Origin of the sequence: Moorena sp. SIO3I8 (genome assembly GCF_010692325.1) — a bacterium.
Lineage (GTDB): Bacteria > Cyanobacteriota > Cyanobacteriia > Cyanobacteriales > Coleofasciculaceae > Moorena.
Map to the genome: position 1 here is coordinate 1 of NZ_JAAHHW010000158.1, position 13,492 is coordinate 13,492.

At 43.6% G+C, this 13,492-nt stretch carries 9 protein-coding genes; 4 read left to right on the top strand and 5 right to left on the bottom strand.

Going from position 1 to position 13,492, the window contains the following annotated elements; all coding sequences use genetic code 11:
- Positions 1–442 precede the first annotated feature (442 nt).
- The 5 genes from ftsY to F6K51_RS32530 all read right to left on the bottom strand — a co-directional run bounded on the left by ftsY (position 443) and on the right by F6K51_RS32530 (position 7,102).
- The gene (gene ftsY / locus F6K51_RS32510; RefSeq protein WP_293028647.1) at positions 443–2,323 is read right to left on the bottom strand and encodes a signal recognition particle-docking protein FtsY; all 1,881 of its coding nucleotides are present in this window, start codon (positions 2,321–2,323) and stop codon (positions 443–445) included.
- 348 nt (positions 2,324–2,671) lie between these two features.
- The gene (gene nusB, locus F6K51_RS32515; RefSeq protein WP_293028650.1) at positions 2,672–3,301 is read right to left on the bottom strand and encodes a transcription antitermination factor NusB; all 630 of its coding nucleotides are present in this window, start codon (positions 3,299–3,301) and stop codon (positions 2,672–2,674) included.
- 40 nt (positions 3,302–3,341) lie between these two features.
- Positions 3,342–4,070: a DUF502 domain-containing protein gene (locus F6K51_RS32520; RefSeq protein WP_293028653.1), complete on the bottom strand. Its 729-nt coding sequence runs from the start codon at positions 4,068–4,070 to the stop codon at positions 3,342–3,344.
- A 1,261-nt stretch (positions 4,071–5,331) separates the two neighbouring features.
- On the bottom strand, positions 5,332–6,231 hold the full coding sequence (locus F6K51_RS32525; protein WP_293028671.1) for a glycosyltransferase family 2 protein: 900 nt from the start codon (positions 6,229–6,231) through the stop codon (positions 5,332–5,334).
- A gap of 52 nt (positions 6,232–6,283) precedes the next feature.
- Complete coding sequence (locus tag F6K51_RS32530) at positions 6,284–7,102, bottom strand: HpsJ family protein (RefSeq protein ID WP_293028656.1); 819 nt, start codon at positions 7,100–7,102, stop codon at positions 6,284–6,286.
- Between the two features lie 412 nt (positions 7,103–7,514).
- On the opposite strand from F6K51_RS32530, the gene pgl reads away from it, so the two are divergent.
- The 4 genes from pgl to F6K51_RS32550 all read left to right on the top strand — a co-directional run bounded on the left by pgl (position 7,515) and on the right by F6K51_RS32550 (position 13,146).
- Positions 7,515–8,237 (top strand): 6-phosphogluconolactonase, encoded by a 723-nt coding sequence (gene pgl, locus F6K51_RS32535; protein ID WP_293028659.1) that lies wholly within the window; start codon positions 7,515–7,517, stop codon positions 8,235–8,237.
- A gap of 1,085 nt (positions 8,238–9,322) precedes the next feature.
- The gene (locus F6K51_RS32540; RefSeq protein WP_293028663.1) at positions 9,323–10,210 is read left to right on the top strand and encodes an FHA domain-containing protein; all 888 of its coding nucleotides are present in this window, start codon (positions 9,323–9,325) and stop codon (positions 10,208–10,210) included.
- Positions 10,211–11,016: 806 nt separating this feature from the next.
- The gene (locus F6K51_RS32545) at positions 11,017–11,493 is read left to right on the top strand and encodes an FHA domain-containing protein (protein ID WP_293028665.1); all 477 of its coding nucleotides are present in this window, start codon (positions 11,017–11,019) and stop codon (positions 11,491–11,493) included.
- A 1,137-nt stretch (positions 11,494–12,630) separates the two neighbouring features.
- On the top strand, positions 12,631–13,146 hold the full coding sequence (locus F6K51_RS32550; protein WP_293028668.1) for a sterol desaturase: 516 nt from the start codon (positions 12,631–12,633) through the stop codon (positions 13,144–13,146).
- The last annotated feature ends 346 nt before the right edge of the window (positions 13,147–13,492 follow it).

Consider the following 13,492-nt stretch of genomic DNA (forward strand, 5'->3'; position numbering starts at 1 on the left):
TTTAGCGATCGCGTTTTTTAGATGACCGAGATTTTAGCGATCGCGTTTTTTAGATGACCGAGATTTTAGCGATCGCGTTTTTTAGATGACCGAGATTTTAGCGATCGCGTTTTTTAGATGACCGAGACTTTAGCGATCGCGTTTTTTAGATGACCGAGATTTTAGCGATCGCGTTTTTTAGATGACCGAGATTTTAGCGATCGCGTTTTTTAGATGACCGAGATTTTAGCGATCGCGTTTTTTAGCAATTGTATTTTTTTGGTTCCACAAGAAGTATGGACAACTTAGTCATTACATTACTAAACTGTTGTCCATTTATATTGGATATTATTCAGTGAGAAGCAAAACGAAGCAAAACCGTCAAACCCTATCCCTCTGCTCCCTGTTCCCTACTCCCTACTCCCTACTCCCTACTCCCTACTCCCTTGCTGTCATAACCAGCTTAGCCACTTAGCAAAGCTTCCACAAATTCATAACTAGAGAAAGGCCGCAAATCTTCAATCCCTTCCCCTGCACCAATAAACCGAATCGGTAAGCCTAGTTCCCGCACTACTGCTAAAGCGACACCACCTTTAGCACTTCCATCCAATTTTGTCAATACCACCCCACTCAGTTTTGCTGCCTCTGAGAAGACTTGTGCTTGACGTAAACCATTTTGACCCAAAGTAGCATCCAGCACTAGCAAGGATTCAACTTTGGCATCTGGGGCTTTTTTAGCGACAATTCGCCGAATTTTCGCCAATTCCTCCATTAGATTTTTCTTATTTTGTAATCGTCCTGCTGTATCCACCAACAGTAATTCGGTATTTCTAGATTGGGCAGCACTAATGCCATCAAACACAACAGCAGCTGGATCAGTATTCTTACCAGGATTAGCAATCACTTCAGTACCACTGCGCTCTCCCCAAATCTTAACTTGTTCGACTGCAGCAGCTCGAAAGGTATCTGCTGCTGCAATTAAACAACGGTAGCCTGACTTCTGACCTAAGTTAGCCAGTTTACCAATAGTAGTAGTTTTACCAGCACCATTGACTCCAGTCATCAGCCAGATATTCAAGGTATCGTTTTCTGGAGCAAAGATCCGGCTGTAATTGTTACTGTAAGGTTGCTCTAGCAAATCTCTGATGATTTGTTTGAGATATGCGATCGCTTTTTCTGCTGGTAGAGACTCCTCCCGCAACTTAGCTTGTAGAGTATCAATAATATAGTCAGTCGCCTCAACTCCTACATCTGCTTGTAACAGCAGCGCCTCAATCTCCATTACCGCGTCTTGATTCAACGGGCCTTGACCCACAATCGCCTTTATTTGGTTAATCAAGCCACGACGAGTTTTGCCCAATCCCTGGCGCAGTTGCTTGAGCCAGCTAATTTCCTCGATGGAGATATCCTCAGGACTTCTTCCTTGAGATGCCAACACTTCTGCTGACCACAAGAACCCATCATCAAAGGCCAGACCCAGCATATCTTGATCTATCTCTGCTTCCCCTTCATCCTCGATCACAGTTGCCACTTCGGGTTCCGGTTCAGGGGTTTCAATAGCTGTTTCCTTAAGACGTTCCAGTCGTGCTAGTCGGTTAGTGCTTGCTCGACGGGCCCAACTGGGGCCAGAAGCAGGCGTTTCTTCCTCTGTTGTCTCAGCTGATGGAGCTATATCAGTTGTCAAGGCATCTGATTCAGGGATTGGTTTATTCTCAACCAAGGTCATACCTATAGATGAGTCATGATTAGACTTAACTGAATCCACTGAATCCGATGGTGTTGATACTGCCTCCTCTACTATCTGATCAGAGAATTGCTCGGTTACTGGTTCCACCGTTTCAGAAGTATCTACCGAAGCTTCACTAACCGTAGACTCTTCTAATTCCGATTCTGCTTGTGATGGTACTTGTGATTGTGCTTGTGATTCTTCTTCAACAGCTATCTGACCTATCTCAGCCGCAACTGTCGTGTCAGTTTCCTCAGACCCTTCGGATGTTTCAGCCGCTGGAGATTCAGTCTCCTGAGATTCTTGAGGTTTTGCCGGTGTAGCCCTTGCTGCTGGCTGAGCCGTTGTATCATCTACTGGCTTACTTTCAGTAGTGTCTGTCTCTGGAGATTGATCTACTTGTTGCTTTTGAACATTTTTGTAGGCAGCTTTTGCCCAACTCAGGTAATCCTCAGCTGCTGCTGAGGATGACTCTTGGACAGATTTAGAATCAGCTTGGTCTATTGGTTGTTGCTCTGTTGCCTTTTGTTCCGATTCTACTTGAGATGTATCAGAGTCCTTTTTCTCAGCAGACCCTGCGCTAGCATCAGACTTTCGGTGGAACCAATTAAAGACCATTACCCTTACTTGACTATGGCGTCAATTAACTATATATATTCAATATTTGATTTAGGTTTTGAGTGCTTAGCCCTAGGCTAATCCCCAAGCGTTTGTCTTAATTTTATCGATATTTGAGTTAATATTATTAATTTTCTAATATAGTCTTGCCTATTAGCCGAATTTTATTCTATTCCCGATACTCCTCATCTCTACGGTAGTGCTACACAAGTAGTGATTTTAGCTCCCGTTACCTTGACCAGACCCTAGCCAAATCACTACATCTTTACCACTACCCTCTCTACTCCCTACTCCCTACTCCCTACTACCTACTCCCTACTCCCTACTCCCTACTCCCTACTCCCTCCGCTATTGTGTTAGAGCTTGAGTTTTAATCAACTCATTGGCACGACGCAAAACACCATTAATAAAACGGTGTCCCTCTTCATCACTGTAGCGTTTAGCCAGTTCCACTGCTTCATTAATTGCGACTCGGTCTGGGATACCTAAAAACGAAATTTCCGCCACAGCCATGCGCAGAATATCCCGGTCAATACGAGGTAAGCGCTTCAGTTGCCAATCTTTAAGGGCTTGGTTCAACATCTGATCAATCTCAAGCTGTCTACGACTGACAGCTTTGAGAATTTCTAGGGTATAGCTACGGACTTCAACCGTATTAGACAACTGGACAATTTCGGGAATCTCTACCGCACTTCCCAAGTGATTGATCGCTTTCTCAGTTAACTCAATTGCATCCGTTACCATTGCTCTAGCACTACGTACATCAGTAGCGCGAGTTTCACTTTCGAGAATGCGATCGCTACCCCGTTTCAATTCAGCCGCCGCCGTTTCTAAAGCCTCTTGAATTTCTCCAGTCAGGGTACGAATAGCCGCCAGCACCAGATTATTCAGTTGTTGTGTATCCAACCGCTCTGGTGAGTTGGGCATCTGAGAGATGCTCAAAAGAGCCAGTTCACGGGCAATTCTGCGAGGTTGCATTTTTTGTCCTTAGCTAATTTTGTCCTTTTACCCAAAAAGATTAGGTTTCTTCTGTTGGCAAAACCTGCTGTATCATCTCAGGCAATGGTTCTTCCAATGGTTGCTTTTCAGGAGGCTGCTGTAGGTTAATTGGGATTCCCGGGCTATCTGGGCTAACAATTCCACCTGAGAGCAATACTTTAAAGGCATCTTCGATGGACATCGAAAGATTAATGACGTCCTGTTCAGGAACCATAGCATACCAGCCACTGGTGGGATTAGGAGTAGTAGGTATGAAAACGCTCAACATCGGGCGATTCATGTGGGATTGGAGTTGTGCACTGACAACACCTGTGACGAAAGCGATCGCCCAGACTCCTTGGCGAGGATACTCTACCAAAATCACCCGACTAAACTTAGTTTTAGAATCCTGTAAAAGGGTTTCCAAAATCTGTTTAAGGGTTTTGTATACTGAGCCAGCTAAGGGAATCGCCTGCAATATTTTCTCACCCAAATCTAGCAACCACCGTCCAACAATGTTGCGTGCCATTAAGCCAATCAGCATAATAAATAGTAGTGGTACTGTCAGTCCCACTGCTAAATTTAGCAGATTTACTAAGATGGGGTGGAGATTATCAAAAGGGTTAATTTGTTTGGGAATTCTAGTTAAAAAATTTATCACCCAGTTGGCGATTGTAATCGTCAACCAGATTGTGGTAGCCAGGGGAATTACCACTAGAATCCCCGCAATTAGGTCATTTTTTAGATCCTGCTTCAAGCCCTCGAACACAGAGCACAGATTCTCCTTTTTATAACTGAATAAAATTTTTGACTAGCCACCTCAATTCCCTACTACTCTTCCAACTTTTTATGTAAGCATTCAGCCTAATGCCGTCAGCGTATTTTATTCATCAGCCGTCAGCGTATTTTATTCAAAAGCTGTTCGGTGTAGAGTGCGCTATGGGCATAAACTGTTCCGGTAGCGTTGCTACAGGCCTTTTGGCTGATACGCGACACGCTAATAGCTGATACGCGACACGCTGATAGCTGATAGCTTACCTTGTTATAGCCACTTTTTTTGGAGTGGGTGAAAAAATGCCAAGGTGGATATAGCCGTTATAGACTAGTATACCTCAGTTCGTTCTAATCAATTTACTCGCCTATGAGAATGAGACAGGATATAGAATTCAGTTTTCATCATAATAATTCAGCTATGTTAGTGGGACTATACAGAACGATTATTAGATTCTTTCGAGGATTTCAAGGGAAAAATTCCTTGACAATCAATTAATCTGACTCGAATATCCTGACTTTAGACTCCTCAATGGTCGGATAGTTGGTTATATTGCGCATAGGCGCACGCTACAGACACTAATTTTAAAGTAGGTGGAGTAGGAGTAAAGCGAGGTTGCTTTCACCCATGGTAAGCTATATCATAGGGAAAACCTAAGCTGCACCCATTAACTGTTCTCAATAGTTAACCCTAGGCATGGCGACCCATGGCTAACATTCTCCCTCCTGATCTTTTTTGGTTTTGGAGAATAAATACTTTAAAGGTAAGTTTTAACAGTGGAATTACACCTGTTTTCCCTTGCCGTTCTAGAGTTTGGAGCTGGCTTTAGCTACTCCAAATCTTGTTTCTAGATACTGCCACAAAACGGTAGCCCGTTTGCATCAATCTAGAAGACCACTTCCAAAGTCTGGCGCTAGTTAATGCTTGACAAGATGAAGAAGATGATGACATTAGGGCGTTATACCCATGACTAGATTTTAACCAGCACTAGCTATAGGGTTATTACTGGCATGAACTAACATCAGACCAGCTTTTTCCCTTTGACCAGACTAATCGGTATTATTGTTTACATATTACCAGAGATAGATTAACAAAGATAGAGAATCGGAATTGACACTCCTCGGTGATTAGACGCGGGGATTGCTGCTACCCAGTTTTACTATGAAATGTTAGATTTATCAGTTAGTTAGCAAATTCAGTTAGTTAGCCAATGGTATAGTAATCTCTTTGATTCTACCCTAATCTGACATCAAGACTACTAGGATGAGGATGAAGTGACCTGGGTAGCATCAGAGTCTTTTGAGCCTTGGGAAGTTGAGGGCATGACACGGCTACAGGGAGGGTGCATGGGATGCTTGAGTTCCCAAAGTTTGACCAATATCAGATACTCATAAAATGCTTGTAAGGTACACCAGGTAAACCCGGCTTGACCATCCAGGAAGCCTCCCAGTAGGAAATACATGTATATAAAACGCCATACAGGTCGCCAGGGCAAGCGTAAGGACAAGTTTTTGAGGGCACGGCGTCTTTCTACTTCCGAACGCCCAAAAAATAGGTCTGCCCACTCAACAGTTCCTTGCTCCAACTGGCGCAAGGTTTCGATAGCTTCGTCGGTAGAGTAGCGATTGTGTTTATCAATCCAACGGGTAAATCCCTTACTGTTGGTGTAGTGAGGATATGTTTCTTTGATGAAACCAGTCGGTCCATCACATACTTCCCGTTCCGTATGACCATAATCATCAAACCAAACCTTTTCCTTACGAAACAGCCGTAGTTGGTAACGGGGATACTGAGTAGAGTAGCGAATCCACCGATTCATGAACATGACCCGCTCTGCAACGTAATAAGCCACATGCTCCTGTCGTTGTATTGCTCCCTGGCATTCGGCAAATAACTCAGGGGTCATGCGTTCATCAGCTTCTAGGATATAGACCCATTCGTACTTGGTGGGGACTTCCTTGAGCATCCAGGTGCGCTGACGTCCGTGACTTTCAAAGGCGTGCTGCACAACTCGCACCGGATACTGACTAGCAATTTCTACAGTGCGATCGCTACTGATTGAATCTACGATAATCACATCGTCCGAGAGATTGGCTGACTCGATACAAGCAGCAATATCTAGTTCTTCGTTGTAGGTCAGGATATAGATCGAGAACATGTCAAGGGGATCATCATCAAAAATCTGGTCAGGGTTAAAAGTCTCTACCCTACTAAGCTTGGCCACGACGGGTTACTGGTGTACTTCCCAACCCTCGCAATCCGGTCCAGCCAATGGCAATATAGCCAATTGCTAGGAGTAAGCTACTCAGACCAGTTTTAATGCCCAGTTTGAAAGCTTCAGTGGTGGCTCGTTTCTCTAGTTGAAGTTTCTGACTACGGATTTGGTTAATATTCTGCTCTACTTCTTGATTGAGCACATCAGGGTTTTCCTTAATTGCCTGCAATTGTTGTCTAACTCTGTTAGCTTGAGCTTTGGCTTGCTCAAGCTGTTGTGCTGGAATCCTACCACTTTTAATGGCTGCGTCTAAATCGGCGAGTTTCTTTTCTACCTGGGCTATACCCTGAGGACTTTTGAGAAGTTCAGTGACTTGCTGAGTGCGGTTTTCCAGTTGAACTTCGGCGGTCTTGGCTCTTTGGTTAATTTGTTCTAGAGCCTGGGAACTTTGCAAACGAAGGTTATTGAGATGTAGGGGTACCATTAGCAGAAAGACCAACCCTAGAAAACTAGACAGACACAGCACCCAAAATCTGATATCTTGAACCGAAGATTTTGGCTCTGTGGTAGCGGTAGCAGCACTTTGAGCAATCCAATATCCAGCAAATAAAAACCCAATGCCGACCATAGGGATAATGCCTCGGTCAACAACTTGGGTAGCAAAGTTCAACTGCCACTCTGGCTTTAACAGGCTAGCTCCCTGTGGGGGAATTGCCAAAATTATGTAATCCAAAAGAGAGGAAACGATCATTATCAGCCCGACAACCTTAAGAGTCAGAGCAGTAAACGAGGAATAAACAGAATTAGTATTCATGGGCTATGAAGCGCGATTAGTAGATTAACTTAATCATCAACTTGGGGACTTGACTGAGTAATCCCTCCTCAACTTACTGGCTTACTAGTTTTTGTAGTACTCAATAAGTGATCAATATAAGAGCACGAAGGCCAACCCTGGCGCTTTGCCCATATTAACCTATGGCAATCGAGAATCCTAACTCCAACATCCTTTGCTGGTGTTAAGTTTTAGACGGGAAGTCCCGCGCTCTACCTTTTAGGTGAGCGTCACGAGCCTTAGCCATTAACCATTAACCATTAACCATTAACCATTAACCACTAATCAAGGTGTTAGGATAATTTCTGGTATTCTTCCTGAATCAGGTAAAGCGATCGCACTAGCTGATTAAAGGTAGTCTTGTGGATGTAGTGTTCCTCGGCAGACAGGTTTTATGAACAAAGTGGTTGAAGTTGTACCGGATAAAGAAGCTTTGATTAGGCGAGCTGTTGATGTTGTCCTCACTAAAATCCAAGGAGCAATCCAGGCTAACGGTCGGTGTACGATTGCCCTTGCTGGCGGTAGCACCCCCAAGCCTTTATATGAAGCGATCGCTACCTTTGACCTTGCCTGGAATAACATTCATGTGTTTTGGGGTGATGAACGCTATGTTAGTCCCGAGCACCCCGATAGTAATCAAAGGATGGCTCGTCTTGCCTGGTTAGACAAAGTCGATATACCAGAGGCTAACATTCACCCCATGCCCACCGACGGCTCTAGCCCCGCTGCTGATGCGGATAAACATCAAGCTCAACTGTATGAGTTTTTTGGCATACCAGTAGGAGAGTTTCCTGGCTTTGATGTAATTTTGTTAGGCATTGGTGATGATGGTCATACTGCTTCCCTATTCCCCCATACAGAGGCTCTGCAAGTAAAAGACCGACTCGTTACAGTTGGCAACAAAGATGGTCAACCACGAATCACCTTTACCTCCACCTTGATTAACCATGCCAACTGCGTTATGTTTCTGGTTGCTGGTGCTGGCAAAAGAGCAGCCTTAGCTCAAATATTTGCCCCCGAAGCTGATCCACAAACCTATCCAGCTCGGTTGATCCAGCCCCAAGGAGAACTTTGGTGGCTTCTAGATCAATCAGCAGGTGAAGATTTGAAACATTGACAAGCGCGGAAGTGTCAAGTGTGAACGATGAAGTGGGAAACAGTTCTATCCAGTTACTGAGAAACTATTATAGTTTTAGCTTCCGGCAAAATTCATCCCACACTCATGGCGTAGCATTGAGATGTGGGATGAATTTTGCACAGGGTATGCATGGAATTGCTATAATATATTTACTGATAAACAAAGCCGTTCCCGTAGCGTAGCCTACGGCCTTAAATGCTGGTTTGTCAGCACAACAGTCTTAAGAAAAAAGACCAATAAAACAGAGCGGCAGCGATGCAGCGCGGTCTTGGGTAGCCAGTGCTGTCTAGGGGGTTCCCCCCATGAGCAATTGGCGTGGTTTCCCCCGGAGACGAAACCTTAGATAGTGGAGCCTTTATAGTTAGCAGGTTATGCAGAAAAGGGTTAAATGTTTTTTAATAAGGCGACCCTATCTTACGGTAACTTCAAACCACTCGCGCTTTGCATCAATAGAGGGCAGTCCGTTCAAAAAGCCCAGCGCCTCCAAAGCAATAGCTGGATTGGCGCTTGTTTCCCACACTGACTCTTTGAGTTCAGTGTGGGAGCTGTCACGGGAGTATGTTATATTTTTAGGGATTTTGATACTTAATTAGGGTGACTTGCCTGGAAGCCTTTTGTGTGGAAGCCTTTTGCCTTATATGCTCCCACTGTAGCTTCAACCCGCACCAATTCCAGGTCTTCTACAATAGGCGAGCAGTAGTTGAATGGGGCACAGGAATTACGTCTAATTTTCACGGGATCATAGTCCAAGTCTAGTGTAGTCTAATCAGCGAGAAGGTTGCTCGATTAGATACCAGCAAAAAGAACCGAACAGTAACTTCAATCAAGTCTATTACAAGCGGAGCAGGAAGTGTTCCTGACAATAAAACGCGCCATGAGTAAATCCAGTTATTGATAATTCTATAAATCATAGTACCTCGTTCGCGCAGAGTCTCCAAAGGAGAAAGAAGCTCTGGTAGCCTTAAGAGGTGCATTAAGCCTACACTTGCCCGATCGGGAAGTGTATGATCGTCACATTATCTGAAACTAGATAATAGCTGTTAAAAATAATAAATTAAAGTTCTATGATTGTTTGCCCTAACTGCAATCACCAAAATCCGGAAGGGGCTACCCAATGTGAAGCCTGCTACACTCCCTTACCTTCCACTACCAGCTGTCCTAACTGTGGTGCAACAGTTCAGACTGATGCCAGCTTCTGTGGTCAGTGTGGATTTCACTTGAATGTGGGTGCCAATATGGAGAAAGGGGAGAAATCAGGGTCAAACTCTACCCCAGAGATACCCGACTTGGTATCCCCAGACCCACTTGTTGAACCTATACCGATGGCTATGAATACTCAAGTCCCCGATCCAGCATCCAATCCTATCAGTTCTGATGATGCTGAATCTACCACCGCTATGCCAGCTACGGTCGTTAATCGAGCCCTCAACTCAGAAGCATTTCAACCGCAGAATCCTGACTTAGAAACCCTGCCATTGCCCCTGCCTACCGTTGGCAATTTAGGGTTTTCTCAGGAAGAATCTAGCCAAAACTCACCCTCACCATCAATACCAGAAACTGACTTAGAGAACCCACCACCGCCCCCTGTACCCGATAGAGGTAGTGCCCAAACTCAGTTGCAGGTAATCTCAGCTCAACTGTTGCATATGCAAACCAATACAACAATTGAGTTACCGCAGCATATATCAGTGATTCATATGGGTAAGCCCAATGATAAAATTCCACCGGATATTGATGTCTCTGGTTTTCCTGACTCAGACATTGTCTCTCGCATTCACGCGGATATCAGAGTTGAGGGGGATACCTACTATATTGAAGATGTAGGCAGCTCCAATGGCACTTATGTCAACCACACCTCTCTAGCACCAGGCAATCGGCATCGGCTAAGAACAGGCGATCGCATTAGCTTGGGGAAAGGTGATAAAGTGACATTTTTGTTCCAAAGTTCTTGAGTTGCCGGTGCTAGGTGCGTGTGACAGCTGGTTGTGCAAAATTGATCTGGGACAAAGCCCCGACCTAAAGCGCTAGCTAGGTCGGGGCAGTTTACTAAAGGATGTTTCAAGAGAGGGCTTATAGCCAATTGCAGACCTTCCTTTTAAGTGATAGCCTGAGATTAATAATTCACAATGGTGGCACTCTCCTAGATTGCCCCTTCTACTAAGGTCGTCTATAGTCATAGTGTTTACCAAAAAGTTTGGGTAATCGCGCCCCGTACTTCTAGGACGGCTTTTCCGTCGGATGTGATAGAATAAAAGCATAAGCAATAAACTTTTTCTCAGATAGGTATTATCTAATCATAAGTAGACAACGTAAAAAATATGTATGAGATACGTATTGCGTAATTTGGTCTAACGACTACAACGTCTATGAAAAACTTAGATAAAAAAGTATAAAGGTGCGTTTTCCGTCGGCGAATTAAATTCGCTACGGGTCGCACCCTGTCTATTCCTATAAAAAAGGTACGGTGGGGCACACCGAAACCTAGATCTATGATCTAAACGCTTGGGGAGAAAAGTCCTCTACTTTTTCTGACTCCGGTTTGAAAGAGCCACGACGAGTCGTAGAGCCAAGAATCCCCGTTCTTTTAGGACGGGGAGTGTCAAAGTAGATTCTATATTAATATAGGTGTGCCTTAATTGGGGTGCATGTAAGTCCTTGTAAATCTAAGCAGATATGACTAACTCTGGCAGCCGTTTTGGCTGTATAAGCAAGGAAATCCCACGTCATGTCGGTGGGGGATAGTTAACAGTATCAGGCCGTGAGGACAAAATCCTTGAAAGATGTGACACCGGCGATTACCCTAACCCTACTGCATCCTCTCCAGTCTGTGCCTGTTCAAAGTTGGCCCTTTGAAACAGAATCAGTGATTCGGATTGGCCGGTCAACCGATAATCATGTTATTCTCTATAGCGCTGTAGTTTCCCGTCACCATGTAGAACTACGGCGAAATCCTAATGGTTGGGAAATTATCAGTTTAGGTGCCAATGGCACCTACATGGATGGCAAGCGGATTACCCAAATGCCGGTTATCCATGGGATGATTATTCGTCTAGCTAGTTCCGGTCCGAAAATTCAGATTCATATTAATAGAGAAATGCCTTCAGCAAGGCTGAAGACAATTTTGGATAAGCGTGCCTCTGAAGGAAAGCGGAACATAAATTCATCGAATAATACGTTGATAAATGCCGAAAGCACCCAATCCGATCAAACTGAGTCAACTGAAATGGAAGATTGAACTTTTATGGTAATTGGTAATTGGTAATTCGTCATTAAAATAGGACTTACCCAAAACTGGGGGCTAAACGCGCTTATTTAGTAGGAACCGACGCCGTGGCTTCCTACTGGGGTAGCCAGATTAATTTGATGCATTAGAATTATCCTCCTCTTCTTACCATTTAACCTTTTTCGTCTTATATCAAGTCAGGTTTCGTCTTATATCAAGTCAGGTTTAATACCCATAATTAGAGGGAGGGTGATACCCACCCCTAACCCCGACCAGGAGGGGAATATGGGGAGATGGGGAGATTTTTATTAAGGGTAATTATCCCTACATGATATTACTCTATATTAGACAATTTTAAGCTGGCCACGCCACTACAAGTAAGGTTAAGTTGTTCAGCATTTAGATTGGGATACCTAAATTCCTCAAAGGGAACAGCGGATCTGGGAATAACCAATTTAAATGCACATCAGCTTACTGCGTCAGTCCTGTAAAAAAAACTGTGATAGTTGCGGGATATAATGTACATCGGTTTTAAATTCGGTCAGGTACAAATCTCTGGGTTTTAGGGAGCAGGGAGCAGGGAACAGGGAATAGGGAACAGGGAAAAAATTTTGTGTACCTCATAGTTGTGAAAAACGCTGTAATTTGGAAAACTATAAGTCACTATAGACTTGATTTCGCTTGAAATTATTGCTAGTTTTAAAATATTTAAATTGAGTATGTTTTTAAATAAAAAACCTGCTTGATATTGGTGTCAATTATAGCTCATCTATAGACAGATTGATATGCTGTCCAGTTGACTACTGATCATTGAAGCTTGTTGGTTAATTGTTAAGGGACAATTAACTATTAACTATTAACCGCAAAGGGATATCAATTAATTCAGTAATTCAAATTATATAGCGCGTCGTGCCGGAGTGGTACAACTTATATGAAGTATAAAAATTAGAAGTCAGGAGTCATAAGTGATAAGTTGAAAACATTGGCTTAATTTCAAATCTTAGATAAGAGAGCGATTATTGTACAAGAATGATTGAGAATTGCTATAGTAGCATACCTTCAAGAAATAATAAATTTCAGTTTAACCTCTTCTTTGACAAACCTTAACGTTTGTTGACTAAGATCAGCGCATACGAATAGGAGTTAGATGTGTTCATCATTAAGATTTTATTGGTTGCTTTAGTGCAGCTACTACTTGGGGATTTCCTTTCTACTTTTGTGTACCATGTCCCTGAGCACATTTTTGGTAAATTCCATGCCATAGTACACCATAGTAAGAATCGTAGCTTCATTCACTATGCTGTATTAACTAAGAACCCCCTGGTAATCCTTGATGGTTTCGCAGGTGCCTTTCCTTATTTGATGTTTGTGCCTTGGTTCTGGCAAATTTCTCCTCTAGGAACTATCTTGGGACTAGTCTTGGGTGAGCTTCATGTGATCTGGAGGCATGTTTCTGTGATGGAGTGGAAAACTCCCGAGACCCTAGAGCACCTTTGCAACTTCTTGTGCATTACTACTCCAGAAAAGCATTGGCTTCATCATCAGGATGCCACAGTTGCTTATGGGGATATCTTCACATTTTACGACCAACCAGCACAAGCCTGGTATAGGTTTTTGATGTCAGTTAAGAAGAAATATAAACTAAGTAGGGAGAAATCAAGTTAGGATGCTGGCTGTTGACTGTTTACTTTTAAGTACATGGTACAGTCAACCCTGGACGGTCAACAGTCAACGGTAAACCAAAACTATTTTGCCTACCCATTACAAAGAGCGTTTAATAGAGCTTGAGAAGCTACAGAACTTATAAACAATGCCTCTAACCCAAAAGGCCTTTCACGGAATATCCCAAGACGGACAAAAACAGCGACAGCGGCTGCGTTGGTATTGAACGCACCCCATCCAAATCAAAGATTATGGATGGGGATTCATTCGCTCTTGAACAGCTAAATTTCTTAACGTCCCCAGGACAATTGGCGTTCTCAATGTGCCGTCAGAACTTTTGCTGTCGTAC

Coding starts and splice junctions, on each gene's coding strand:
- ftsY (WP_293028647.1), bottom strand. CDS start 2,323: ATGGTCTTTAATTGGTTCCACCGAAAGTCTGATGCTAGCGCAGGGTCT.
- nusB (WP_293028650.1), bottom strand. CDS start 3,301: ATGCAACCTCGCAGAATTGCCCGTGAACTGGCTCTTTTGAGCATCTCT.
- F6K51_RS32525 (WP_293028671.1), bottom strand. CDS start 6,231: ATGTTCTCGATCTATATCCTGACCTACAACGAAGAACTAGATATTGCT.
- F6K51_RS32530 (WP_293028656.1), bottom strand. CDS start 7,102: ATGAATACTAATTCTGTTTATTCCTCGTTTACTGCTCTGACTCTTAAG.
- pgl (WP_293028659.1), top strand. CDS start 7,515: ATGAACAAAGTGGTTGAAGTTGTACCGGATAAAGAAGCTTTGATTAGG.
- F6K51_RS32540 (WP_293028663.1), top strand. CDS start 9,323: ATGATTGTTTGCCCTAACTGCAATCACCAAAATCCGGAAGGGGCTACC.